The organism is Senegalimassilia faecalis, assembly GCF_004135645.1.
Classification (GTDB): domain Bacteria; phylum Actinomycetota; class Coriobacteriia; order Coriobacteriales; family Eggerthellaceae; genus Senegalimassilia; species Senegalimassilia faecalis.
Genome location: NZ_SDPW01000001.1, coordinates 423,415 through 447,860, shown reverse-complemented (window position 1 = coordinate 447,860; position 24,446 = coordinate 423,415). Strand labels below are relative to the sequence as shown.

General features: G+C 62.8%; 20 protein-coding genes and 1 pseudogene. 13 read left to right on the top strand and 8 right to left on the bottom strand.

Annotated features, from left to right (window positions below; all coding sequences use genetic code 11):
* Nucleotides 1–17 precede the first annotated feature (17 nt).
* Nucleotides 18–485, top strand: a complete 468-nt coding sequence (locus tag ET524_RS01940) for a hypothetical protein (protein ID WP_201738601.1) — start codon at nt 18–20, stop codon at nt 483–485.
* Between the two features lie 114 nt (nt 486–599).
* On the opposite strand, the gene ET524_RS01935 is transcribed toward ET524_RS01940, so the two are convergent.
* From ET524_RS01935 to ET524_RS01925, 3 genes are read right to left on the bottom strand one after another with little or no spacing between them, the layout of a single operon-like run.
* On the bottom strand, nt 600–1,154 hold the full coding sequence (locus tag ET524_RS01935; protein WP_075279302.1) for a hypothetical protein: 555 nt from the start codon (nt 1,152–1,154) through the stop codon (nt 600–602).
* Nucleotides 1,151–2,422 carry a relaxase/mobilization nuclease domain-containing protein gene (locus ET524_RS01930; RefSeq protein ID WP_117205493.1) on the bottom strand — a complete coding sequence of 424 codons (1,272 nt, stop codon included), beginning with the start codon at nt 2,420–2,422 and terminating at the stop codon, nt 1,151–1,153. The genes ET524_RS01935 and ET524_RS01930 overlap by 4 nt, the downstream gene beginning before the upstream one ends.
* On the bottom strand, nt 2,410–2,856 hold the full coding sequence (locus tag ET524_RS01925) for a CopG family transcriptional regulator (RefSeq protein WP_129423108.1): 447 nt from the start codon (nt 2,854–2,856) through the stop codon (nt 2,410–2,412). The genes ET524_RS01930 and ET524_RS01925 overlap by 13 nt, the downstream gene beginning before the upstream one ends.
* A gap of 334 nt (nt 2,857–3,190) precedes the next feature.
* Here ET524_RS01925 and istA point away from each other — a divergent pair, with 334 nt between their 5' ends.
* Nucleotides 3,191–4,429, top strand: a complete 1,239-nt coding sequence (gene istA / locus ET524_RS01920) for an IS21 family transposase (RefSeq protein WP_118449093.1) — start codon at nt 3,191–3,193, stop codon at nt 4,427–4,429.
* Nucleotides 4,426–5,214 carry an IS21-like element helper ATPase IstB gene (gene istB, locus ET524_RS01915; protein ID WP_129423107.1) on the top strand — a complete coding sequence of 263 codons (789 nt, stop codon included), beginning with the start codon at nt 4,426–4,428 and terminating at the stop codon, nt 5,212–5,214. Before istA ends, istB begins: the two co-directional genes overlap by 4 nt.
* Nucleotides 5,215–5,361: 147 nt before the next feature.
* Here the strand turns inward: istB and ET524_RS01910 are convergent, their stop codons facing one another.
* Both ET524_RS01910 and ET524_RS01905 read right to left on the bottom strand, forming a co-directional pair.
* Nucleotides 5,362–6,318: a ParB/RepB/Spo0J family partition protein gene (locus ET524_RS01910; RefSeq protein WP_101677773.1), complete on the bottom strand. Its 957-nt coding sequence runs from the start codon at nt 6,316–6,318 to the stop codon at nt 5,362–5,364.
* Entirely contained in the window at nt 6,305–7,069 is a 765-nt protein-coding gene (locus ET524_RS01905) for a ParA family protein (protein WP_075279298.1), read from the bottom strand. The genes ET524_RS01910 and ET524_RS01905 overlap by 14 nt, the downstream gene beginning before the upstream one ends.
* A gap of 467 nt (nt 7,070–7,536) precedes the next feature.
* Here ET524_RS01905 and ET524_RS01900 point away from each other — a divergent pair, with 467 nt between their 5' ends.
* From ET524_RS01900 to ET524_RS01885, 4 genes are read left to right on the top strand one after another with little or no spacing between them, the layout of a single operon-like run.
* Entirely contained in the window at nt 7,537–8,616 is a 1,080-nt protein-coding gene (locus ET524_RS01900; RefSeq protein ID WP_129423106.1) for a tyrosine-type recombinase/integrase, read from the top strand.
* Nucleotides 8,601–10,025, top strand: a complete 1,425-nt coding sequence (locus tag ET524_RS01895) for a tyrosine-type recombinase/integrase (protein WP_129423105.1) — start codon at nt 8,601–8,603, stop codon at nt 10,023–10,025. Before ET524_RS01900 ends, ET524_RS01895 begins: the two co-directional genes overlap by 16 nt.
* Nucleotides 10,026–11,525, top strand: coding sequence for a tyrosine-type recombinase/integrase (locus ET524_RS01890; protein WP_129423104.1), 1,500 nt, complete (start codon nt 10,026–10,028; stop codon nt 11,523–11,525). It begins immediately after the preceding gene.
* The gene (locus tag ET524_RS01885) at nt 11,515–11,943 is read left to right on the top strand and encodes a DUF6262 family protein (protein WP_129423103.1); all 429 of its coding nucleotides are present in this window, start codon (nt 11,515–11,517) and stop codon (nt 11,941–11,943) included. The genes ET524_RS01890 and ET524_RS01885 overlap by 11 nt, the downstream gene beginning before the upstream one ends.
* A 60-nt stretch (nt 11,944–12,003) precedes the next feature.
* On the opposite strand, the gene ET524_RS01880 is transcribed toward ET524_RS01885, so the two are convergent.
* The 3 genes from ET524_RS01880 to tet(W) all read right to left on the bottom strand — a co-directional run bounded on the left by ET524_RS01880 (nt 12,004) and on the right by tet(W) (nt 15,102).
* Nucleotides 12,004–12,366: a YraN family protein gene (locus ET524_RS01880; protein WP_129423102.1), complete on the bottom strand. Its 363-nt coding sequence runs from the start codon at nt 12,364–12,366 to the stop codon at nt 12,004–12,006.
* 616 nt (nt 12,367–12,982) lie between these two features.
* Nucleotides 12,983–13,297, bottom strand: a complete 315-nt coding sequence (locus ET524_RS12220; protein ID WP_430393067.1) for a DUF4368 domain-containing protein — start codon at nt 13,295–13,297, stop codon at nt 12,983–12,985.
* Nucleotides 13,183–15,102: a tetracycline resistance ribosomal protection protein Tet(W) gene (tet(W), locus tag ET524_RS01870; protein ID WP_075843486.1), complete on the bottom strand. Its 1,920-nt coding sequence runs from the start codon at nt 15,100–15,102 to the stop codon at nt 13,183–13,185. The genes ET524_RS12220 and tet(W) overlap by 115 nt, the downstream gene beginning before the upstream one ends.
* A 1,099-nt stretch (nt 15,103–16,201) precedes the next feature.
* On the opposite strand from tet(W), the gene ET524_RS01855 reads away from it, so the two are divergent.
* The 6 genes and pseudogenes from ET524_RS01855 to ET524_RS01835 all read left to right on the top strand — a co-directional run bounded on the left by ET524_RS01855 (nt 16,202) and on the right by ET524_RS01835 (nt 24,444).
* Nucleotides 16,202–16,414 carry a YlcI/YnfO family protein gene (locus ET524_RS01855; RefSeq protein WP_172596416.1) on the top strand — a complete coding sequence of 71 codons (213 nt, stop codon included), beginning with the start codon at nt 16,202–16,204 and terminating at the stop codon, nt 16,412–16,414.
* Between the two features lie 1,169 nt (nt 16,415–17,583).
* A pseudogene (locus ET524_RS12125) lies at nt 17,584–17,658 on the top strand (hypothetical protein); the annotation flags it as partial.
* Nucleotides 17,659–17,682: 24 nt separating this feature from the next.
* Entirely contained in the window at nt 17,683–18,543 is an 861-nt protein-coding gene (locus tag ET524_RS11655) for a class I SAM-dependent methyltransferase (RefSeq protein WP_371736606.1), read from the top strand.
* Nucleotides 18,544–18,545: 2 nt separating this feature from the next.
* The gene (locus tag ET524_RS01845) at nt 18,546–21,929 is read left to right on the top strand and encodes a DEAD/DEAH box helicase (protein WP_129423100.1); all 3,384 of its coding nucleotides are present in this window, start codon (nt 18,546–18,548) and stop codon (nt 21,927–21,929) included.
* A gap of 138 nt (nt 21,930–22,067) precedes the next feature.
* On the top strand, nt 22,068–23,246 hold the full coding sequence (locus ET524_RS01840; protein ID WP_101677771.1) for a hypothetical protein: 1,179 nt from the start codon (nt 22,068–22,070) through the stop codon (nt 23,244–23,246).
* Nucleotides 23,233–24,444 (top strand): hypothetical protein, encoded by a 1,212-nt coding sequence (locus ET524_RS01835; RefSeq protein WP_079535895.1) that lies wholly within the window; start codon nt 23,233–23,235, stop codon nt 24,442–24,444. Before ET524_RS01840 ends, ET524_RS01835 begins: the two co-directional genes overlap by 14 nt.
* Nucleotides 24,445–24,446: the final 2 nt, after the last annotated feature.

The window sequence follows — 24,446 nt, the reverse complement described above, 5'->3', positions numbered from 1 at the left end:
CAGGATATATTCCCAGAATGGAGACAAAAGGCCTCGAAGGGGGGGGGTGCCTCCAGGCCCTGTCGGCGCTCGCCATGACGCGCATGTACTACGACGGCAGCATGGACGACCGCAGCGCCCTCATCGAAGAACAGCGGATCCTGGACAAATCTCAGGGCTTTCTGAAAAAGAGGCAGGTCCTCGCAGCGCTCATGGAGATGAAGATCGGGGGCATGAAAGGGACGCCCATCGCGCTTCCTCGCGGAGCCCAGGGAAACGCCCTCAAGAGGCTGGTCTCTCAGACCCCCAGAGCCGCTGCAAAAGAGCAACTCCTCGAAGCTAAGGTTGAGATGCGCGCGAGCCTACGCTCCGGAGAGTCGAAGCTGAGGTCCGAGGCCGAAGATCGAAAAGGCAAAATCCAACGCATCGCGGCGGTATCCCGGTCAGCCAGGACGCTGCTCACTGATGGGACCGACTGCTGGCTCATCGACGATCAGACAGATTAGGAAAGACAAAGAGGCGGGCAATTGCCCGCCTCTTACTACATCACCCACTTGAACACGGCGCGGAACAGCCAGACGAAAAAGCCCAGCGTGACCTTAAGCGCCGCCTTGAGGAACCTACCAAGCCTCTTCATCGACGTCACCCCAATCTTCCTTGACCTTGCGGGCACCATCCTCGGCGCCCTCTTCCTTCTCTTGCGCGAGCAGCCTCGCCAGCTCGTCGGGCACGCCCGGGACCTCCGCCCTCCCCAGCGCGCGCTGCAGCTCCTTTATCTGCGACTTCAGCGGTTTTGAGGGAGGACCCACGTGCTCGCGGTAGCAGGCGCCGATCGCGGCCGCGTCGCACAGGTATCCCCGCACCCGGGCGAACGCCTCGTCGCCGTCGAGCAGGACGCGCCGGGCTCGCCCGAGCTCGGCCTCCGAGGCAAGCATGAAGCGCCATCCGCGGGACCTGCGTGCGGCCGGGATGCCGTCCGCGGGCGCGTCGGCGCGCCAGTCGTCGCGCACCTGGTGCCAGTTCGCCGTGAGCCAAAGCCCCTTCTCGGGCACCTCACGCATCTCGAGCTCGAACTCCGTGAGCATGTTCGCGCCGGAGAACGGCGACCCCTCCGTGAACGAGAGCGTGTCGAACAGCGTCGTCCTGCCGCCCTCGTACTCTATCCTCACCATCATCTCCGGCCCCTCTCCCTGCGCTGGTCCTGCTGGGCCCGCTGCCGCTCGGCGGCGAGGATGCGCTGCTGCTCGTCCTCATGCCGGCTGCCGCGCTGGTTGTCGCCGGCTTCGCCGCGCTTGTCGCCGTTCCCGTAGCGGGTCTTGAGGGGCATGAGGCCGTTCTCCGCTATGTAGGCTCGCGCAGCCTCGAGGCGGCGGTACCCCTCGCCGCCCGCCTGGCCGCGGCGCTCGAGCGTCGCCATCCTGAGACCGAACTCCTCGATCGACTCGACGTCGAACTTCGCGCAGGTCTCGAGCGCCGAGGAGAGCCTGCTCAGCTCCGAGAGGTCGTTGAGCTCGAGGGCCCGCTCGGCGGCCTCGCGGATGCGCGCGGTGCTCGCGTCCGTGGGGCGGTAGGCGCCTTCGCGCTCGAACCGCCGGCGGAGCATCTCCTTGCCGTAGACGAACCCCAGGCGCTCGCCGCTGACCTTCTTGGACGGCTCCTCTGCCAGGCTGAACACCCAGTCGTCCCGCCTCGCCTTGGCCGAGTTGTCGGCGACGTGCACGCCCAGGGCGTCGAGGATGCCGAGGAACTCCGCCTCGTCGCGCGCCGTGGTCTTGGCGAGCGCGACGCGGGCGCGGATGTCGCCGACCCACGAGTAGCCGCCAGAGCGCATGATCTCCTTCTCGGCACGGCCCAGGTAGACGCTCCTGCGACTCCTGGGCCCGCCCGCGCCGGCGCGCCCTCGCGCCTTCGACGGCGATTCTGGCGCCCGGTCGTTGGAGAGGCCCGACAGCCCGCGCTCGCGGGCCATGTCCTGAAGGTCTCGGTTGAGGTCCTCGGGGTGCTGGGTCTGCATGCGGTAGCCCGTGCGGAGGTTCGCGTTGTTCACTACGATGTGCGCGTGGGGTATGCCGCGGGCGTTGTCGTCGTGGTAGACGATGGCGATCTCGTGGTCGCCGAAGTGCTTGAGCGCCCACGAGCACGCGAGCTCGCGCAGCGCAGCCAGGTCGATGTCGTCGCCGGGGTCCGGCGAGAGCACGAAGTGCTTGAACGTGCGCGCGGGCTTTCCCCTCCAGGGTGCGTCCGTGCCGAAGGCGGCGCGAGTGGCGTCCATCTCGGCGTCCCAGGCGCAGGCCTCCTTGGCCTCGTCTCCCAGCGCGCCGGCGTCGCGCTCGTCGTAGCTCAGGTTGAACAGGTCGCGCGCGAGGGCGCGGCCTCCCTTCTCGAGGTAGCGGCGGATGCCTCCGGTCGCGCCGTGGCCGCTTATCGGCTTCAGGATCGGCATGGCGACCCCTCCACGAGCGAGTCGGCTCCGATGCGCCCGAGCTCGGCCGCCATCTCGCGGGCCGCGGCGTTCACGTCGGCGAGCTCGCGCTCGATCGTAGGGACGCTCTCCGCCACGAGGTCGCGGTCGACGCGCCCATGGCGGGCGTGGAAGATGATGAGGTTCATCGCGTGCACGGCCTGGTTGTAGTGGTAGCCCCACTTCGTGAGCTCGCGCGACATCGCCCACAGGGCCCTGCGGTCCACGAGTATGCGGTGCTCGTCTCCCGCGTTGGCCTCCGTCGACAACGGTATGCGCACGAGGTAACGCAGGTACTCCGACTTGCTGAGGCCGGCGCGCTCGCACCGCTCGCAGAGCGCGTCGTAGTCGCCTCCCTCCATGCGGAACGTGACGCGGCGCTCCTTGCCTTTGGCGACGCCGGCTTCCTCTTCCATGGCGGATTCCTTTCCTCGGGCCCGCCGCGCGGCGGGCGCGTCTCTCTAGGGGCGCGGGGGATCCCCCGCAGGCGGCGGCCCGGCTCGGGCGCCGCCTCTGGGACCGGGCCTCGCGTAAGCGGGCTCCCCAACGGCCCGCGGCATGACGGGTCCGAGGCCGCCCGGTCCCCAAGTGTTAGCGCTACTGTAAAAACAACCATTTTGACCAACGCTCAATAACCAATCATGCCAACGCAATCCCGCCATTTGCGCCAACGCATTTTCACCATTTCCACCAACGCCGGGACTTACGCTTCGATCGACGAGCGAACGATGCTTTCGGGAGGAGCGGGCCGTGGCGGAGAAGAACCTGATCGGAGAGTTGGACATGTACAGGGAAGCGGGCATAAAGCCCAACTTCAGCGACATAGCGAAGCGCTACGGCAAGGACAGGCACACCGTGGCGTCGTACTGGAGGGCCGAGGGCGGGCGGCCCCACGACGGGCGCGGCGACAGGGCGGGCTCGTTCGACGCGCACATCGAGGAGGTGGCAGCCAAGGCGCAACTGCCGGGAGTCACCAAGAAGGGCATCCACGAGTGGCTGCTGCACAGGTATCCCGGCGAGGACCTGGCCGGCTACAACGCCTTCACCCAGTTCATGCGCAAGAACGGCATCGCCGTCGGGGCCTCCGGGGGCCCGGAGCCGCACCCGCGCTTCGAGACGCCGCCCGGACTGCAGCTGCAGTTCGACTGGAAGGAGTCCGTCAAGATGGCAAACCGCGACGGCGAGCTGTTCGAGTTCAACGTGTTCGCGGCGACGCTGGGCCATTCCCGCAGGCACATATTCATCCGGTCGAGGACCAGGACGACCGACGACCTGGTCAGGTGCATGTACGCCACGATCGCGAGGCTCGGCGGCGTGCCGCGCGAGTGGGTCACGGACAACATGTCCGCCCTGGTGACGATCAAGGGCGGCAGGCGCCTCAAGGTCCAGCGCGCATACGAGTTCGCCAAGGCCGCCGGCTTCGAGCTGAAGCTGTGCCGCCCGCGCAGCCCCCAGACGAAGGGCAAGGTCGAGTCGTCGAACCGCTTCCTGTCGCGGCTCATGGCCTACCAGGGCGACTTCGACGGCTGGGACGATATCGACGAGATCGTCGCGCGGATCGAGGACGCCAGCAACTCCGAGCCCAACGAGACCACGGGGCTGCCGCCCTCCGCGCTGTTCATGGAGGAGAAGGACGCGCTGCTGCCCGTCGGCAACCTGCGCGCCCTCGAGGAGGCGATGGGCGACGTGGTGCGCGTGGCCAGGGTGCCGGCCACGATGCTGGTGAGCGCGCACGGCGAGCCCATGTCGGTGCCCAGGCGCTGCATCGGCAGGCCCGCCCGCATCGTCTGCATGCCCGGCGGCGCGATGGACTGCTACGTCGGCGGCGAGCTGGTGGCGACGCACGTGGCGGGCGGGCCGGCCTACGACCCGGCGCACTACGCCGAGGCCATGGCCGGCAAGCGGTGGTTCGGCGACGCCGCCGGCGACATCGAGGCGGCCGCCGCGGCCAACCTCGGCCTGCTCGACTCGATAGGGGGCTCGCTGTGAGCGCCGCCGTGCAGGCCAGCCCCCTCAACCGCCTGGCGGCCAACCTCGAGGAGCTGGGGCTCGAGGGCATGGCGTCGTCGGTGCCCGAGTACGTCAGGCTCGTCGCCGACGGGAGGAAGAGCCTGGTCGACGCCATGCTCGAGCTCACCGACGCCCAGATAGCCCTCAAGCGGCGCGCCGACGACGAGCGCCGCACGAGGATGGCCAACTTCCCCTACATAAAGACGCTGGCCGACTTCGACTGGGGCTTCCAGCCGAGCGTGCCGCGCGGGCTGGTCGAGCAGCTGGCCACGCTCGAGTTCATCGACCGCGGCGACAACGTCGTGCTCGTCGGCAGCCCGGGCGTCGGCAAGACCCACCTGTCGATAGCCATAGGCCACGAGGCGGTGATGGCCCGCAAGCAGGTGTACTTCGCCGACTGCTCGAGGCTGGTCGAGGACCTCAAGCACGCCTCGGCGAAGGAGGCGCTGGCGCGCAGGATGCGGTTCTACGAGCACTGCAGCCTGCTGATAATAGACGAGCTCGGCTACCTCGACATCGGCAAGGAGGGCGCCGACCTGCTGTTCCAGCTGGTCAACAGGCGCTACGCGCTCAAGCGGTCGACCATCGTCACGACCAACGTGCCGGTGGGCAGGTGGGGCGACGTGTTCGGCAGCAACGTCACGGCCTCGGCGGTGGCCGACAGGCTTTGCCACCATTGCGCGATGATCAAGATAACGGGACGGTCATATCGCCTGAAGGACGTATCCATCGGCGGTGAGGACGGGAAGGAGGAGGGCGCCTAGACGCCGGAAGCGGCGCATCAGCGTTGGCGAATCCGGCGCATCCGCGTTGGCGCGATTGGCGAAAATACGTTGGTGAAAATGGTGAAAAATATATTGACGCTAACACCAAGTGCTATGGACGCCCGACGCGATGTCGGACGCCATAGGCTACTTGCTGGATTTCGAATGCGAGGCCCTTCTTCGGACCTTCCGGGCTCCTGCGCCCGCCTCCGCGTAGGGCGCGGTCATGAGCGCCATCTCCCGCAGCAGCGAGAGGTCGGCAGCGCTCGGGCTCTCGGGCGGGCTCTCGAGGAAGTCGGCCACGAGCCTCGCGGCCTTCGCGATGCGCCCGTCGGGGCCGGCCTGCGTTTTGCTCTCGCTCCTCACGTAGTCGGAGAGCTCCCGCTTGGTGCGCCGCCAGGGCTCCATCGCGGCGTGCATCTCCGCCTGGCGCTCCTTCGGCATGCCCGCGAGCGAGCGCACCGCCTCGGCGCTGAGGTTGCCTCGGTCGGCCTCGGCGGCCCACTCGGGCGAGAGGTCCTCGGCGATCCTGCGGGCAAGCCTCTCCTCGCGCGCGATGGTCTTGCCGGAGACCTTGCGGCCCGTCTGCCGCTCGATGATGGCGGCCTTCACGTCGTCGACGCGCATGCCGGAAAGCGACGGGTCCTCGGAGCGCAGGCGCACGGCGTCGCCCCTGAGCGCCTCGGTCGCGGCGGCGCGCTCGGTCACGGTGAGCGCGCGGGTGAAGTAGTTCGCGGCGTGGAGCAGCGTCACCGCCCGCTCGTCGTCGATGCCCTCTATCACGCGGCAGGGCATCCTCTCGTAGGCGGGGTCGTCCTTGGCGAGCAGCGCGTAGGCGGCCTTGCGGCGGTGCCCGGAGACCATCTGCCACGAGCCGTCTCCGACCTTGCGCACCAGCGGCAGGTCGGTGAGGCCGTCCTGGCGTATCGACTCGGCGAGCTCGGCTATGCCGGCCGGGTCCATGGAGTACGCGGCGTTCGCCGGGTGGTCGGCGATGTCGGCCACCGCGATCTCGGACACCGGGTAGCGCCCGCGGGTGCGGGACGCGCCGTCGAGGAGCCCCGTGATGGTGAATCCCGCGGCCACCTGGCTAGGCGAGCTCACGGTACACCTCGTCGGCGAGGGCCTCGTAGTCGCGCGCGGGGCGGCTCCCCGGCTCGAAGGCGGCCACCGGCTTCCACTGCCAGCTGCCCTCGCAGACCTTGCTGCTCGCGTGTATGACCGTCTCGAACTGCTCGTCTGGGAAGAACCCGTCGAGCACGGCCGCGCCCGTGGTCTCGGCGTTGGTCATGCGGCCGGGCACGCAGGTGCGCAGTATCTTCCATCTGGGCGTGGGCATGCGCAGGGCGTCCGCGATTGAGCGCGTCGCCTCCACGGTGAGCGCCGTGCCGCGCATCACGGTGGAGTCGAGCTTCACGGGGATGACGACCATGCCGCCCTCCGCGGCGGCGAGGTAGGCGTTGAAGGCGAGCCTGCGCATCACGGGGCTGCAGTCGATGAGGCAGACGTCGTAGGAGCCCGAGGCGTCGTCGAGCGCGAACTTGAGGCGCTGCTCGCGCAGGAGCATCTCGTTCTGGTCGACGAGGTCGATGGTCGAGGCCACCACGTCGAGGTTCTCCCCGGCGGCGTAGGCGATCTCCTCCACGGGCGCGCCGCCGTAGAGCAGCTCGACCGATGTGCGCCGCTCGGAGGCGGCCCGGTCGTAGAGGCCGAAGAAGTCGGTGGCCGACGCCTGCGGGTCGAGGTCGACGAGCAGGGTCCGAAGGCCCCGGGCGGCGAAGATGGCCGCCAGGTTCACGGCGGTCGTCGTCTTGCCGACGCCGCCCTTGTAGTTGGAAATGGCTATCGTGCGCATGGGTCGCGTCCTCTCTAGCGTGGGGCGCGCCTCGCCGCATCCGGTCCGGCGCGCCCCGAGTCTCGGAGCGTCGGGACAAAATCGTACGGATTTGTCCGACAAGCGGAGTGTACCACGAAAACGTACGGATATGTACGCTTTCGTGGTACAGGGGCCGAGTTTCGGGGAAACCCGGCCCCGGGAGCCCGGGGCCGGGCGCGCCGCCTAGGAGAGCGGCTCCATCTCGCCGAAGCAGTTGACGTGATATCTGTAGGTTGTTTTGTTCATGACGTTCACCTTGTCTTTCTGATTCATATGCCCAGCTCAGGGCATGTTTCAAACGTGTTTTTATTAATACCTTCGAGCGGCGGCTCCCGCTCTTATCTTCTAGATTGTGTCCGAGGCGCAAGGCCGCGGTCACCCCAGCTCCAACCTGGGCAAACGGACGGGCCAGCGTCGAAGACACCCGTACGACAGGAAGGAGCAACATGGAGCTGCACACAGTCGCCGTGCACGGAAGCCCGCGCGTCATCCTCTTGGACGACCGCATGGCCCCCGTGCGGCCCGTCTTCAGGTACCTCGAGTTCCTGAGGCTGAAGAACCGGGCCCCCAGCACTCTCGCGTCCTACGCCCAGGACCTCAAAACCTACTGGGTCTTCCTTTCCCAGAAGGGCTACGCCTACGACGAGGCCACGCCCTCCACCATCAACGAGTACAAGGCCTATTTGCAGTCAAATGACCCCGACGCCCTCGTCCTCTACCTGGAGAGCGTGCGCTGCGGGTCGACCATCAACAGGATGCTCAGCACGCTCAAGGGCTTCTACGGCTGGTGCGAGCTACTGGGGGCCGTCGAACTCAACCCCGTTCTCTCCCAGGCGGTGGCTATGCCGCCCGGCATGCACAAGGGCATGCTCCACCACGCTCGCAGAGACAGCAGGACCGTCCAGGGCGTCTTCAAGGTCAAAGAGAGCCCCAGGCGCGTCCGCATCGTCACCGACGAGGAGATGTCCACCATACTGGACGCCGCCAATAGCGAACGCGACAAGCTCCTGCTCTCGCTGCTGTACATGACCGGCGCCAGGATCCAGGAGGCCCTCGACCTCCAGATCGGCTCCATACCCATTCCCGACCAGTTCGCCCCCGTCTCCGTCGTAGAAAACATCAAGTCAAAGGGGAAGCGGCGCGACCTGTACGTCCCGCTCAGGTGCCTGGAGCTCATCGACGCCTACATAATCGGCGGGAGAGCCGACATCGCTACCGACCACGACTTCCTGTTCGTGGCCGACCACGGGCCGTGGCGCGGGCGCAAGCTTACCTACAACGCCGCCTACGACTCCCTGACCCGCATACGCGAGAAGACGGGCATATCGTTCGGCTTCCACGATCTGAGGCACACGTTCAACACGAACCTAGCCGAGGCGGGCGTCGACGTCGCGGTGAGGCAGCTCCTCTTGGGGCATGCCCACGCGTCCACCACCGATCGCTACACCCACCTCTCCAGCAAGCGCGCCTGCGAGGCGTTGGAATCCTACTGGGAGAGGAGCGTGATGTCATGCCCGCAGAGCTGACCCCCTCGAGGACCAGGCCGAGGAGCGGCCAATGGGTTCTCGTCGAGACGAGGCCGGAATCCGCGTCCTGCGGCAAGAGGTTCGGGTTCACCCTTGACCAGCTGCCCGACCAGGTCAGGCGCGCCGTCGGAGACTATGCATGGACGTGCTACACGGCCAGGACCGTGAGCGCGAGAAGCGTAGCCACTCACTGCAGGAACGCCCGCTACTTCGCAGACTACCTGAAGTCGAGCGGCGTCGACGACCTGCGCGACCTAACCCCCCAGCTAATGGATGGCTTCCGCTCCTACCTTGCGTCCGCGATTTCCTACAGGGAGGGCAGGCCCCTGGGCTACAGGAGCCAATACAGCATATTCAAGGACATCAGGAGCATCGTCTGCTGGCTCCAGGTGAACAGGCCCGAGAGCATCGCGCAGACGGCCCTGTACGAGGGCTGCGAGTTCCTCGGCATCAACCAGACCCGCGACATCGATTACCTGTCCGACGACGTGGTCGCCCAAGTCAACACAGCCCTTCCGAACGAGAAGAACGAGATCTTGCGCAACGCCATACTCATCCTCGAGAGCACAGGCATGCGCGCCAGCGAGCTCGAGAATCTCAGGGTAGACTGCGTGAGCAAGCACCCCGTCAACGGGCACATGATCGAGTGGTTCGACCTCAAGAACGGCGTTCAGAGGAAGCCGATCCCGGCGTCCCCGCAGTGCGTCGCAGCCGTCTCCCGGATCGCCGAGCTGACCGAGGAGGCCCGCAGGGAGATGCCGGAGAAGGACCGTGGCTTCCTGATGGTCTTCAAGGACCCCCACCGCTCGTACGCATGCAAGCGCATACGGTCCCATCTCATGCGGGCCTGGCTCAAGAAGTTCGCGGAGAGGCACGAGATCAGGGAGCAAGACGGCAGCATCGCCAGCCTCACCGTTCACTCCTTCAGACGCACGCTCGCCACCGACATGGTTTCCAAGGGTGTCGACCTAGTCGTCGTGAAGGAGGTTATGGGCCACGCCTTCGCCTCCACCACCAAGGGCTACTACGCCAAAGTGAAGGACCCCGCCATGGCGAAGGCCTTCTCCGAGCTGCGGCCGGTGGGCGCGAGGCAGACCGATGCCCTGACGGCGGATGAGCGTGCGTGGCTCGCCGAGAACGGCGACACGAAGGCCCTCCTCTCGGATGGGTACTGCGCGAAGCCGTTTAGCGACGGCGAGGTCTGCAGCAGGCTCATGCAGTCAGGCCGATGCCTGACCTGCGCGAGGTTCGTTACCACGCCGGAGTTTCTGGATGCCCACAGGGAGCGGTTGGCCGGCATCAGGGCCGACATGGAAGCGGGCGCCGCCTACGGCGAGCACTACCGCCAGCACCTCCAGGCGACAGCCGATCTGCTAGAGGCCCTGATAAGGCAACTGGAGGCGATGTAGATGGAGGCCATCGCAATTGACATCCTGCCGGCGCAGAAGAACGAGCGAGCCGAGACCGAGTGGAACCCGGAGGTCGGGAGATCTCGGTTCCGCGACGACGTATGGGACCTGACGGACCTTACGCCCGACTGGGTCCAAGGCCATCGCAGGAAGATAGACTTCACCGCCGTTGCCGAGCCCGGGCTCCGGGAAGTATGGCGGCACTACGCCTACTGGAAGCTCGGACGCGTCAAGGCATCAACCGTGACGTCGATGAGGAGCAACATCTTGAGGCTCTTCGGATACTGCACCGTGATGGGTGCGGACAGGCTATCGGACCTCGACGAGCACGACATACTTGGCCTGCCCCTCTGGCTTTCCTCCTGCGGAATCGAGCCAGCCACCCAGGTTCACGTTCTCCAAGTGGCAGACGAGATCATAAGAATCGGCCAGTTGCGGGGCTGGGACGTTCCCGAAAGCGTCAACATGGCCGCAGTAAAGGCCCGGCCCGAGTGGCCAAAGGGGGACCCGCCCCACAAGAAGACCAAGGTGATACCGGACGACACCATGGAGCGCGTTCTCGAGTGCGCCCTCATGGAGGAAGACACGATAAGCAAATCCTTGATAATCATCCTCAGCCAGACAGGGCTAAGAGCCAGCGAGGTCGTCACGATAGAGAGGGGCTGCATAGAGCAGGCGCCCGCCGGCATGCACACCATGGAGGTGTTGATCTCAAAGACCGTCAAGCAGGGCCCAACCCCGCACAGGATACTGGTCAACAGCCTTGTCGTCGACGCGGTGAGGGAGCTCGAGAAGCGAAATCCCGCTTCCGAGGGCCCGCTGTTCGTGCGGCCCGTCAGGGGCAAGGTAAAGAGAATGACGGCGTCCGACGTCGCGAACAGGTTGAAGCGCTTCTGCCTGCGCTGGTCGATAACCGATGCCGGCGGCAAGCCCGCCATACACCCCCACATGTTCAGGACCACGTTCGTGCGGTCGCTGGTCATGCAGGGCATCCCTCTGGCGTTCATCATGGAACACTACGCCCACGTCTCCATAGACATGACGGCGCACTACCTTCAGCTCAGCCGAGAGGACCTGCGCAGCGCATGGGGCAAAGCGATACTGTCGCCCGACTCCACGATTGCGGGCAAGCGGGCGAGGCAGATAAGGGCCGCGGTGGCCAAAGAGCTCAAGGCCAGGGCCGAGGAGAGCGTCGAGGACGTCATTGCCTCCCTTGCGGACTCCATGAGCTTCAACCCTCTGCCGACGGGCGTCTGCCTATACGACCTGCGCCGCGGCCCCTGCTCGAAGGGTGAGAGCTGCTTCTTCTACAATTGCCCGAACTACGTGACCGAGAAGCGCTTCTACCCCGTCCTCAAGCGAGAGCTCGACCTCATCGAAGAGGAGATGTCTCGCCTGAAGGCGCTGGGGCGGGAGCGCGAATGGCAACGCCAGTACGCGAAGCGCGCTCATCTTGAGCCCCTCGTCAGAGATTTGGAGGAGCAGGTCAATGAACAATAGGAACACCGAGGGCATCAGGGCGCACGCCGCATCGAGGGCCGAAGAGACCAGGACCAGAGCCGAAGCCGCCATAGAGACCCTCAAAGGCCGAGGCGAGAGGATAACCTTCGCCGCCGTTGCCAGGGAGTCGGGCCTGAGCAGGTCGTCTTTGTACGGCAATGATTATGTCAAGGTGCGTATCCAGAGTCTTCAGGCACTCGAAGCCGTCCCCGACCGAGCATCAAAGAAATCCCGAGGAGACGGCTCACGGCGGCTGACCGAGCTCGCGGACAGAGTCAGAGAGCTGGAGGAGCAGAAGCTGATGCTCGTGGCCCAGCTGGCCGAGATGGAGCTTCTCAGGATGGAGAACGAGGAACTCAAGCGAGTTGCGAAATCGAGGTCGACTCCACAGGCCCCGAATGTGGTCACAATGCGCTAGGGCGGCACGTGCTGGACGCTTTCGAGCGTCCAGCACGTGTTTGCGCAAATGGCAAACGTCTTAGACACATGAACCCCAAGCGTTGACGTGGTGGCGCAGGAGCGCGCGGTTCTCCTTGACGACCATCATCGCCACCTCGTCGAAGCGGACCGGGGTGTCGGCGTAGTCGTCGCCGTTGCCGGCGAGCCACGTCGCCGCCAGCGCCTCGCGCAGCCCGCGCGCCCTGTGGGCCTCGGGGAAGCCGTCCGTCCCGATCCGGGCCGTGGCGTCGACGAACACCAGGGTCCCGTCCTCGTCCACCGCCACGAGGTCGATCCCGCCGATACCCTCGGGCCCCTGCCAGGCCTCGTCGACGATCTCGTAGCCCTTGCGCTCGAGGAAGGCCTTGACCACGCCCATCGCCTTTTCCTTCATGTCGTTCATGTCTTGCTCCTTAGACTCTGAGGCCCGCCCCTGTGGCGTGCCTTGCGTCGCGTGAGTCGCATGCAGCGCGGGCGTGCCGGCAAGGGAGGAAGCGAAGTCGGACGTGGTTGTAGAAATCTCCCGACGTCAGTTTTTCGCGTTGTTCGCGCGCGCAGCGCATGGGGCGAAGAACCCGAAAAAGTGTCGCGGCCCTTGCGGGCCGCCTGCCGGCGTGCGACCCTGCGCGTCCAAGGAGCGCCGGGGCGGGTTTCGGGTCGGAGGGGCGGAGGCGTGCGGCATGGAACCGGCCATGGGCGCCGAGACCCTCCGGGCATGGGATGCGGCCCGTCGGCGGTTGCCGGGGCGCTCGCGAGGGTTACGTCGGGACGTCGCGTGGAGGACGGAGGCGCGTTTCCGAGTCGCGGCGCCGCTACCCTAATCGGGACGGCCTCTCCCGTGCCGCTTGCGGCCGATGTGCGCACGAGATCGCTGGCGGTGAGGCTTTTCGTTGCGCGGAACGGCTACGGTGCTGCGCGACACGTCCGTTTGCTTATGTGTGATAAAGAAGCAATAGAAGTGCAAAAAATTTTGCCGTTCCTATCCGACACTTGGCCATTGTGTCGGATAGGTCGGGCGGTTATTCGGGCAAGTCAATCTTGCCGACAAAGCTGTAATAAATCTCAATGTCCTGCCTGCGGGTGCCGTTCTCATCATAGCTGCACTCATGCACCACAATTTTCTCGATCATTTCCCGCAAGAGAGTGGGGGTCAGTTCTTCAAAGGCAAGGTGCTTGCGGACAATGCCCATAAATTTCTCGGCGTTGACGGTAGGTATCTTTACATTACCTTCTGAAACATATGGCGCACCTTGTCCAGGCGGCTGTTTGGACGGCGGGGCTGGATGACTGGCTTGCCGACAGCGGCCTGATACCCTTTCAGTTCTGTAAGGCATACGCTCTGCCCGTTGGTGTAAAAGGCCAGATCAGTACGGTATGCCTGTATACAGCGGGCGGGAATCTCGCCAGTAAAGACAACTTCATCCTTTTTTACCTGGACCGTTTCGATGGTGGCACAGTATTTCGGTGCATCATGATAAGCCCTGGAAAGATATTCCCGGGGCGCATAGAGGGTGAAGGAGAGATAAGGTTCCAGCAGTTGCGTCCCTGATTCCTTCAATGCCTGTTCCAATACAATCGGGGCCAATGAGCGGAAGTCCGCCGGCGTGCTGACCGGACTGTAATAAAGCCCGTATTCAAAGCAAATCTTACAGTCCGTTACGTTCCAGCCGAACAAGCCCTGCTCCAGCCCGTAACGGATACCATCCCTGACAGCGTTTTGAAAACTCTGGTTCAAGTATCCCAGCGAAACCCGGCTCTCGTATTGTACACCGGAGCCAAGCGGGAGTGGTGTAACAGACAGTCCGATGGATGCCCAAAACGGGTTGGGCGGCACCTCGATATGGATGGTGTGGCTGGCTGCTTTGAGCGGCCGCTCCATATAAATGACGGTGGGTTCCTTTACCACTGTTTCAAGCTTGTATTTTTCCGACAGCAAAGCGGAAACAACCTCCAACTGCACCCGGCCCAAAAAAGAAAGAATGATCTCATGGGTGATGGAATCCACCTCGCAGCGCAAAAGCGGGTCAGTATCCGCAAGTTGCGTAAGAGCGTCCAGCAGCCGTTCTCTTTGCGCTGCCGTTTTCGGCGCAATCGACGTCCGCAGCATGGGGAGGGGGTCCTCACGCCACCTTTTACGAGGGAGCCGGGTTGGGTCCCCTAATACATCGTTTAACCTCACGCTGTCGCTGGGAAGGATAACAATTTCACCCGGATAAGCGGTGTCTGTCCGAACAATTTCCCCTTTGGATGGAATACGCATCTCTGTGATTTTCAGCTTTTCTCTCCCGGCCAGAGCCACCGTATCCCGCAGGCGCAGCGTTCCGCTGTATAGCCGCAAATAGATGAGCCGCTGGCCACAATCTGTATACTCCACCTTGAAAACGCTGCCGCATAGGGCGTCGCTCCCCTGTTCCCCAATCGGTTGGAACAGCCCTGTCACCGCATCCATCAACGGTTGAATGCCAAGGCCCTTTTTGGCGCTGCCATGATAGACCGGGAACAGGGAGGCGTCTTGAACCCGCCGCTGTTCCTCCTGCGCAAGTTCTTCCCGGCTGATTGGTTCTCCTGCGATATACTTTTCCAATAATTCATCGTTATTTTCGATGACCGCATCCCATGCTTCTATGTCGGTATTTTCCTCCAGGACTATTTCCGGGGACAGCGACACCGTCTGCTTGATGATAATATCGGCGGAGAGCTTATCCCGAACAGACTGATACACGCCCTGCAAATCAACGCCAGCCTGGTCGATCTTATTGATAAAGATAACGGTGGGAATGTCCATTTTCCGCAGGGCATGGAACAGAATACGGGTCTGGGCCTGCACACCATCTTTAGCGGAGATCACCAAGATGGCCCCATCTAAAACAGCCAAAGAGCGGTACACCTCCGCCAAAAAATCCATGTGGCCGGGCGTATCCACAATGTTGACTTTACATCTGTGCCACTGGAAGGAAGTGACTGCCGCTTGAATGGTAATCCCACGCTGCCGCTCCAAAAGCATGGTGTCCGTCCTCGTTGTCCCTTTTTCGACGCTCCCCGGTTCTGAAATGGCTCCGCTGGCATATAGCAGGCTCTCCGTCAAGGTTGTCTTTCCAGCGTCTACATGGGCAAGAATCCCGATATTGATAATGTTCATGTCTATCCTCCATACAAGGCCCAAATGGGCGCAAAAATCCCCAGCGGCTAATACTTTTACCGCTGGGGATCATGACTTCGGACAAACAGAAGTATGACGGCTTACATGAGCCGCTGTCCGTCACGATATTTACTAAAAAGGCAAAAGTATTCTTAAATTGGGTACAAAAACTAAGCCCCTGCAAGGGGCAATCATTTTTGCGCCCATTATCAAATTTTATTTAAGAATACCTTGCCGCATATTTTTTACTCCTTTTCTGGACTAAATCATTGTATCACATCAGTTTTAGGAAAGCAAGTACCTAAAAGAAATTTTTCTTCCCCTTATATGTAACAATCATACCGGCTTCCTAGCGTTCAGAATGTTTTCTGCTGTCTGCTGTGGTGTTTGGTTGGAATTGTCCAACCAAAAGCCGATCCGTGGTGTTGTCTGCATTTTACTAAATACAAATTCAATGTATACAGAAAGATATAAGGAGTGGGAGGGATTCCGCCGTAGTTGGCATTGTAGGAAAATCCAAAAGTTTATATTTTCCCACAATGCTTATCTTTTGGTCTTTGGTTCGGAATAGTGTAGTGCTGGCGGTCTATCTCTTGTTTTCGGTTGCTTGCTTCCTTACCGTACATGAGCATTGAGAGAAGGAGACAAGCAGATGTTGGGTTACGAAGAAAAGATATAGCGCCTCGAACTGCTCGACGCGGTGGCAGATGCCGGGAGGCTGGCGAGGGGCCTGGACCAGCTGCTCGAGTCCCTGGCTCACGCCGACCAGCTGGACCCGCTCGACGTCGAGGGGGTCCTGGCCCTGAGGTCTATAAGCGAGAGGTGTGCCGAGCGCATCGGCGACGCGGCGCGCATCCTGGAGGCTCAGAACGAGGTCCTCTATGCGGAGGAGCGGGCCAAAGTCAAACCGCGCGATAACTGAGGAACGAAACCCGGTCCGGAAACTGTTCCTTGATTCCGGCCGGATGATCTTCTCCGCCGCCCGGTGTCGCATTGTGTCCGAGCGGCTGATGTCCCCCTATTCCCAGTGCCGCGGCGTACCGCTGCGTTATAATTCAGAAAACGCATTTGTATTGCATTTCGAGGGATAGAGGCGCGAATGTCTAACGGCTATAAGGAGCTCATCAAGGGTAACCCCGGCGAGACCGAGATCAGGAGCTTCCTGGTAAACGGCGACCAGGTATCTGTGACCCTGCGCATCCCCGACACCCTGCGCGACGCGGCGAAGGAGGAGGCTGCCCTTCGCGGCATGAGCTTCTCCGCCTTTGTGCGCACTTGCATGATCGAAGAGCTCGCGAAGAAGGGACAATAGCCCGTGACGGAGCCAATGCACGACATCTCGGTCGAAGGCTTCATAGAGTCCTTCGACCGCCGATACCCGACTTTCATTCTCAAGACGTTGCTGTGCGACCGCACTACGGGGCGCAACATCATATGGGCCGACAACGAATACGAGGCCCTAGGCGACGGCTACATGGGCGATGACGAGATGACCGTCGAGAAGATCACGGGCATGAACTCCGGCGTCATCAAGCCGCGCATCGCCAAAGAGCAGGAGAAGCAATCCCAGCGCACCAAGAGCCGCGCCGAGGTGTTCACCCCGTCATGGCTGTGCAATCAGATGAACAACGACTTGGACGAGGCTTGGTTCGGCCGGCGCGATGTCTTCAACACCGAGATCGTTGCGGATGATGGCGCCAATACATGGACGCCGACTAGTGATCCAATCGAATTTCCAAAGTCAAAGGGACACGGCTGGCGCGCATACGTGGAGGCTACGCGGCTCGAGATCACGTGTGGCGAGGCGCCGTTTGTGTGCTCGCGCTACGACACCGTGACGGGAGACGAGCTACCCGTAAGCGAGCGCGTAGGCTTCCTTGACCGCAAGCTTCGCGTTGTGACCGAGAAGACCAAGACTCGCAAGGAATGGGTGCGCCGGGCCCTCGACGCGCTGCGCGCGACGTACGGCTTCGAGTACCAGGGCGACAACCTGCTTATTGCTCGCGTCAATGTGCTCGAGACGTTCGTCGAGCATCTCCGCAATCGCTGGGGGTCGGGCCCCCAACAGGACGAGCTCGAGCAGGCGGCATGGATCGTTTCCTGGAACTTCTGGCAGATGAACGGCTTCACAGACGCCGTGCCCACCAACAAGATGGGCGCCGAGGTGGAGTCGACCCTGGGGACGTTCGAGGAGCCCGAGCCGGAGCCGATGCAACCGTCGCTTTTCGACCTGTTCGATGACGTATTCCCCGACGAGACAACCGAAGAGACCAAAGAAGAGGAGCCAAGGGAAACGGTTCCCCTCTGCGTGATATACGACTGGCAGAACGGCGAGCCCTTCGAGTTCGCCGCATTGAAAGGTGAGGCAGCAATTATGGGAAAGAAGTTCTATGCGGTAATCGGTAATCCCCATATCAGCTTTCAGTGGCGGAACAAGATTCTGGCAATAAGACCTATGCACCGCCCATCTATCACGAGTTTATGGACTCGGCGTTCAAGGTTTCCGACAAGGTGGAGCTTGTCACTCCCGCTAGATTCCTATTTGACGCCGGCTCAACCCCAAAGGCCTGGAACAGGAAGATGCTTAACGACCCCCATTTCAAAGTGATGAGCTATAAAGCGGATGCGTCCAGCGCCTTTCCGAATACCGACATCAAGGGCGGTGTTGCCGTTACCTATCGAGATGCTGATCGGGATTTCGGTGCGATAGAAGTGTTCACACATTTCGATGAGCTTCGTACCATCAAAGAGAAGGTTGTAAAACATGGCATCCAACCCCTCGGCGATATCATCTTCGCGGCCGATAGCTACCACTTCACTGAAGCCATGCACGAAGACCATCCCGAGATTCGTTATGTTGACGACGACCATGGTCTGTTGAGCAAGAACCACGACTATGACCTTAAGACAAACGTTCTCGACAACCTTAACAATGTAGTTTTCTTTGACGAGATGCCTGGCGACGGAGATAGTTGCATCAGAATCTTTGGCAGAGGTCGCGCCGGAAGAGCTTACAAGTTCATTTCCGCCAGATATATCGCTCCGCATCCGAACCTCGACAAATGGAAAGTACTTGTTCCTGCCGCCAACGGATCGGGCGCGCTTGGAGAAGTGCTTTCTACGCCCTTAATAGGGCGGCCCTTAATAGGGCATACGCAGTCCTTCATAAGCATTGGCAGTTTCAATTCCGAAGCGGAAGCTACGGCTCTCCTCAAATACATAAAATCGAAGTTCGCTCGGACCATGCTCGGAATTCTGAAGATTACGCAGCACAATCCCGCACCAAAATGGAAGTATGTCCCCCTACAGGACTTTACTTCTGACTCCGACATCGATTGGTCGCAGTCTGTTGCTGACATCGACCGTCAGCTCTATGCGAAGTACGGCCTCGACGACGAGGAGATTCAGTTCATCGAATCCCATGTGAAGGAGATGGACTAGCAATGGCGAGCATCGACATCTCCCAGATCATCGAGACCACCGCTCCCGCGGTGCCGCAGATCTATGCCTACACCACGCCCGAGATCGTCCGCCACAACGGCTGGACCAAGATCGACTACACCGAGCAGGACGTGCGCGAGCGAATCAAACAGCAAACGCACACCGCCGACGTGCAGTGGCATCTGGAGTGGAGCGGCAACGCCACGTGGGAGCACCGTGCGGGCACGTTCCATGACACCGACTTCCACGCCTACCTCGAGAAGCAGGGCGTCGAGCGCGAACCCAAGAAGGAATGGTTCAAGATTAGCGGCGAGGAGTCTCACCAGCAGTTCTACCGGTTCCGCGACACCGACGGCGTGCTGGACGCACCCGGCGCTGCCTCCTACACCCTGCGCGCCGAGCAGCAGCGCGCAGTGGAGCAGACGGGAGCCTTCGCCCGCGCCCATTGGGACGAGGGCGGCGCGCACGGCGGCGAGTTCCTGTGGAACGCCAAGCCGCGCTTCGGCAAGACGCTCACCGCATACGACCTGTGCCGCAGTATCGGCGCGCAGAAGGTGCTCATCGTCACCAACCGCCCTGCCATCGCCAACTCCTGGTACGACGACTACGTGAAGTTCGTGGGCTTGGAGGGCGGCTACCGCTTCATCAGCGGCGTGGACGCTCTGACCGGCAAGCCCTACTGCCTCAGCCGCGAGGAGTACCTGCGCGCCATCCGCAACGACCCGGAAGGCCCCAAGGGGTTCATCGAGTTCGTGAGCCTTCAGGACCTCAAGGGCTCCATCCGCTTCGGCGGCGTGTACCAGAAGCTCGACGAGGTGGCCGACCTCACCTGGGACGTGCTCATCATCGACGAGGCACACGAGGGCGTGGACACCTTCAAGACCGACGTGGCATTCGACCACATCAAGCGCCGCTTCACGCTGCACCTCTCTGGCACGCCCTTCAAGGCCATCGCAAACGAGAAGTTCGCCGACGACGCCATCTACAACTGGACCTATGCCGACGAGCAGCAGGCCAAGCGTGACTGGCCTGCCGACTCTGAGCAGCCGAACCCCTACGCCAACCTCCCCAAGCTCAACCTGCTCACCTACCAGATGAGCGACATCGTCGAGCAGGAGGCCCGCGGCGGCATGGAGATTGATGGCGAGCAGACCGAGTTCGCCTTCGACCTCAACGAGTTCTTCTCGACCAAGCACAACGGCGGCTTCGTGCACGACGCCGACGTGGATAAGTTCCTCGACGCGCTCACCACGCAGGAGAAGTTCCCGTTCTCGACACCCGGGCTGCGCGACGAGCTGCGTCACACGTTCTGGATGCTCAACCGCGTCGACTCCGCCCGCGCCCTCGCCAAGAAGCTGCAGGCGCACCCCGTCTTCAAGGATTACGAGGTGGTACTCGCTGCTGGCGACGGCAAGATCGACGCCGATGACGAGAACGAGAAATCGCTCGACAAGGTACGCCGCGCGATCAAGGACCACGACAGGACCATCACCCTTTCGGTCGGCCAGCTGACCACGGGCGTGACCGTGCCGGAGTGGACCGCCGTGCTCATGCTCTCGAACATGGCGAGCCCCGCACTGTACATGCAGGCGGCCTTCCGCAGCCAGAACCCGTGCCTGTTCGACCTGGGCGGCGGCAACTACGCGCGCAAGGAGAACGCCTACGTCTTCGACTTCGACCCGGCGCGCACGCTTACTATCTTTGAGCAGTTCGCCAACGACCTGTACGGCGAGACCGCGCGCGGCGGCGGCGATGTCGAAACGCGCGAGCGCCATATCCGTCAGTTGCTGAACTTCTTCCCCGTCTACGGCGAGGACGAAGAGGGGCAGATGGTCGAGCTCGACGCCGAGCAGGTGCTCAGCGTGCCGAGGCGCATCCATGCCCGCGAGGTGGTCAGGCGCGGCTTTATGAGCAACTTCCTGTTCCAGAACATCGCGAGCGTCTTCCGCGCGCCGGCAGAGGTCGTGGAGATCATCCAGCGCTTCGATCCCTACGAGCAGGGCAAGGCACAGAACGCCGAGAAGAACAAGGTCGAGATCGATGAGGGCACGGCCGACGAGCTCTCCATCAACGACGAGGGCGAGGTGGAGATTCCCGACGAGCAGGTCGTAGGCAAGGCTGCGGACATCTTCGGGCCGAAGGTCTACGGCGACATCGCCGTCGAATTCTCAGGCCACATGGACGACATCGCGAAAGCCCACGAGGCCGATGACGACGATCGGGTGATGCTCGACAACCTCAAGGAGGCCTTCAAGCAGAGCGTGACCGCGCCTCTGGTACAGGCCGCCAAGGAGAGCTACGGCAGCGAGCTCAAGCCGCGCCAGCAGCAGCAGATCGAGCGCAAGGTCCAGGCGGACGCCGACATCCAACTCAACCGCCAGGTCGGCGACTACCAGATTCAGGCGCGCCGCATCGAGCAGTCGCGCAAGGACGAGCTCAAGGCGGCGACAAGCGAGACCGAGCGCGCCGAGGTGAACAAGCGCCATGACGAGCAGAAAGCGGAGGCGTTCCAGACGCTCGCCCAGAAGCTCGAGGACTCCCGCGAGGAGCTCGTGCAACGCGCCGGCGAGACCGTGGTGCGCGAGGTGGAGACGGCGAAGAAAGAGGACGAGAAGCAGGGCATCGAGGACAAGGTGCGCGCTCATCTGCGCGGCTTCTCGCGTACCATCCCGTCGTTCCTCATGGCCTACGGCGAAGAGGGCACGACGCTCGCGAACTTCGACACCGTGATCCCCGCTGACGTCTTCCAGGACGTCACGAGCATCACCGTTGATGAGTTCCGCTTTTTGCGTGATGGCGGCGACTACACCGATGGCGAGACCGGCGAGGTAAAGCGCTTCGTTGGGCACCTCTTCGACGAGGTCGTATTCAACGACTCCGTGAGCGAGTTCATCAAGCTGCGCGAACGCCTGGCCAATTACTTCGACGAGTCCCAGACAGAGGACATCTTCGACTACGTGCCGCCCCAGAAGACCAATCAGATCTTCACGCCGCGCAACGTCGTGGTTCAGATGGTGGACCTCTTCGAGAAGGAGAACCCGGGCTGCTTCGATGACCCGAGCCACACCTTCGCCGACCTGTATATGAAGTCTGGCCTCTACATCACCGAGATCATCAAGCGCCTGTACCGAAGCGAGGGCATGAAGGCCGCCTTCCCGGACGACCGCGAGCGTTTGGACCACATCCTGGAGCATCAGGTGTTCGGCATCGCGCCCACCAAGATTATCTACGAGATTGCCACCCACTTCATCCTGGGTTTCCACGACGAGGTCGGCCAAGGATGTGACTCTAACTTCGAGCTCGCGGACGCCGCGGAGCTCGCCAAGGAGGGCACGCTGGAGGCATACGTCGAGCGCGTCTTCGGGCCCAAGCTGGGCGAGGCGTAGCGCGTGGCGGAAGTAGTCGACAGCAAACAGGATGGGCGTGCAGAGGCTGCGCGAGCGGCGGTGAGTGCGGCACGGCGTGAGGATACCGAACTTTGCGCCCGTCTAGTCTTTCGCGTCTCGCGCAATGAGCTAAGGCGCGTGGGGATCACCACGCCCATCGCTCTCTACGATGAGCTGAAGCAGGTCTTCTGGAACGCAGACGAGGGCGTCACCCTGGGCGACCACCTCTCTGTCGGGTTCGGCAAGGTCGACCGCCGCCGTCAGGTGCGCGCCTTCGCCGAGCGCCATGCGGACGAGCCCAGAAACGTCGCCGCGAAAGCCTACGAGCGCGAATACGGCTTCAGCGCAGGCATCGCCGCGATATGGCTCGACCTGTTCGCCGAGCCCGCGGACGTGAGCTTCTCGGAGTGGCTTGGCGTCGAGGTCGCTGAATGCCCGACGGGCGCCCCGGCCTCCCGTGCGGATGTGCCCGTAGCGCACGACACCGAGCGCGAGGCACCCACCCTCGAGGGCTTCCTTGCCCGGGAGCTTGCCGGCCGCATCTGCGACGAAGGCCTCGTGCGTCGGCGCTTCGCCTTCGAGTTTCCCGACGATCCGCCCGAAGCGCTCGACCGCGGCATCGAGGATGCGGGCTACTACGAGGACCGCGGCTTGCTCTTCCGAGAAGGGAGCACCCCGAACGACCACTTCACGCGGCTGCTGGCCGAGCATCCGTCTTTCGCGAAGGGCGACGCCGGCTTCGAGAACGCCGTGTGGCAGCACCCCGCCTTCCGCCAGGTGCTGCGCCAGGCGCTTTCGGACCACCGCTTACTTCTCTACGAGGGCGACAGCTACATCTCGTTCTCGCGGCTGCACGACGTGCTAGGCGCGCGCATGGCGGACATCGAGTCGTACGCGCCCGCGGTGAGCGTGGATGCGCCCGAAGGCGAGCCCTTCACCGTGGCGAGCCTGCGCGCGGGCGGCGCCACTCCGCATCCGCTGTACGGGCTGGACATGCCCGACGACTTCTACGAGGGACTGCTCGACGCGGGAGGGCTCCTGCGCAGCTGCACGCTCGCCGGAACCAAGGTGTTCGTCGCCGGAGGCGAGGGGCGGCTTTCCGCAGCCGACCTCATCGAGTGGATCGTCGCCCACCATGAGGGAATCGAGCGCGATGACCTGCCGAGACTGCTCGCGAACGATCTGGGCATCACGTGCCCGGCACCGCTTCTGACGACGACCATTTACAACTCCGACGTCTACTACGACGACATCGGGGACGCATATTACTCATCCATGGAGGCATGGAAGAAGGAGGCACGAAATGAGCTTGCTTGAGGAAGGGATCGCGACTGGCAACGTCCTGCCGACGGGTCGCAAGGAGAAGCACTCCATCGACAACGTGACGCGCGACTTCGACATCTACCGCATCAAGTGCGATCTGCTGTTCTACAACGACCAGAACGACCGCATCGCCACTTGGGTAAGCGAGTACAACTCCGCGCAGGGCGCGGATCTGCTCGCCCTTGGCCGCGACGAGTACAACGGCGTCATCGAGGACTTCATCGTCGAGAGCAACCCCGGCGCGCTCAGGAAGACCGAGAAGAGCATCGCCCTTCGCGGCCAGCTTAGGCCGGGCATCGTGCTCAACGACGGACGCGTCATCGACGGCAACCGACGCCTGACCTGCGTCCGCCGCCTCGCGCGGGCGAACAACGAGGCGGGCTGGTTCGAGGCCGCCATCCTCGACGACGCCACAGGCAGCGACCCCAAGCGCATCAAGCTGCTCGAGCTCGCCATCCAAATCGGCGAAGAGGAGAAGGTGGCGTACGATCCCGTCGACCGCCTCGTCGGCGTATACCGCGACGTGGTTAAGAACCACCTCATAACCCCTGCGGAGTACGGCAACGCGACGGGCATGACCGAGGCGGAGGTGAAAAAACTCGTCGACCGCGCCCAGTACATGGAGGAGTTCCTCGAATTCTGCCAGGCCCCCGAGCAGTACCACCTCGCCCGCGCCCTCAAGGTCGATGGCCCCTTGGGCGAGTTCAGCCGCGTGCTGAAGAAGTACGACAACAGGCGCGACAAACAGCTTGTCAAACGACTCATGTTCGCCAACATGGTGGTGCAGCCCGAGGGCGACATCACCCGATACGTGAGAGACTTCGGCAGCGTGGCAGGCACGGATGCGGAGGCCGACTTCAAGGCCGCCGAGCTGCAGGCCATGTCCGAGCTCCTCGAGAAGATGGGTCCCGACGCCCTCACGCGCGAGAAGGTGAGCGAGCTGCGCTCGGACGGCAACCTCGTCGACGGCTTCAAGCGCGCAGGCGACCGCGCAAGAGAGACCGTGCGCCGCGTCAAGCTCATGGACACGCCCGCCAAGAAATCCGCCGACTGCCTCTCCGAGCTCGAGAAGATCCTTCCCGAGATGCTCGACGTGCTGGGACCCGACGAGCTCGAGAAGGTGCGCCGCAACCTCGTTGCCGTCGCCGACAAGGTGGAAGAGCTGATCGGTGAGATCGATGAGCGCGCCTAGGG

Coding starts and splice junctions, on each gene's coding strand:
- ET524_RS01940 (WP_201738601.1), top strand. CDS start 18: ATGGAGACAAAAGGCCTCGAAGGGGGGGGGTGCCTCCAGGCCCTGTCG.
- ET524_RS01935 (WP_075279302.1), bottom strand. CDS start 1,154: ATGATGGTGAGGATAGAGTACGAGGGCGGCAGGACGACGCTGTTCGAC.
- ET524_RS01930 (WP_117205493.1), bottom strand. CDS start 2,422: ATGCCGATCCTGAAGCCGATAAGCGGCCACGGCGCGACCGGAGGCATC.
- ET524_RS01925 (WP_129423108.1), bottom strand. CDS start 2,856: ATGGAAGAGGAAGCCGGCGTCGCCAAAGGCAAGGAGCGCCGCGTCACG.
- ET524_RS01905 (WP_075279298.1), bottom strand. CDS start 7,069: ATGCGCACGATAGCCATTTCCAACTACAAGGGCGGCGTCGGCAAGACG.
- ET524_RS01900 (WP_129423106.1), top strand. CDS start 7,537: ATGGAGCTGCACACAGTCGCCGTGCACGGAAGCCCGCGCGTCATCCTC.
- ET524_RS01895 (WP_129423105.1), top strand. CDS start 8,601: ATGCCCGCAGAGCTGACCCCCTCGAGGACCAGGCCGAGGAGCGGCCAA.
- ET524_RS01890 (WP_129423104.1), top strand. CDS start 10,026: ATGGAGGCCATCGCAATTGACATCCTGCCGGCGCAGAAGAACGAGCGA.
- ET524_RS01885 (WP_129423103.1), top strand. CDS start 11,515: ATGAACAATAGGAACACCGAGGGCATCAGGGCGCACGCCGCATCGAGG.
- ET524_RS01880 (WP_129423102.1), bottom strand. CDS start 12,366: ATGAACGACATGAAGGAAAAGGCGATGGGCGTGGTCAAGGCCTTCCTC.
- ET524_RS12220 (WP_430393067.1), bottom strand. CDS start 13,297: ATGCCTTACAGAACTGAAAGGGTATCAGGCCGCTGTCGGCAAGCCAGT.
- ET524_RS01855 (WP_172596416.1), top strand. CDS start 16,202: ATGTCTAACGGCTATAAGGAGCTCATCAAGGGTAACCCCGGCGAGACC.
- ET524_RS11655 (WP_371736606.1), top strand. CDS start 17,683: ATGCTTAACGACCCCCATTTCAAAGTGATGAGCTATAAAGCGGATGCG.
- ET524_RS01845 (WP_129423100.1), top strand. CDS start 18,546: ATGGCGAGCATCGACATCTCCCAGATCATCGAGACCACCGCTCCCGCG.
- ET524_RS01835 (WP_079535895.1), top strand. CDS start 23,233: ATGAGCTTGCTTGAGGAAGGGATCGCGACTGGCAACGTCCTGCCGACG.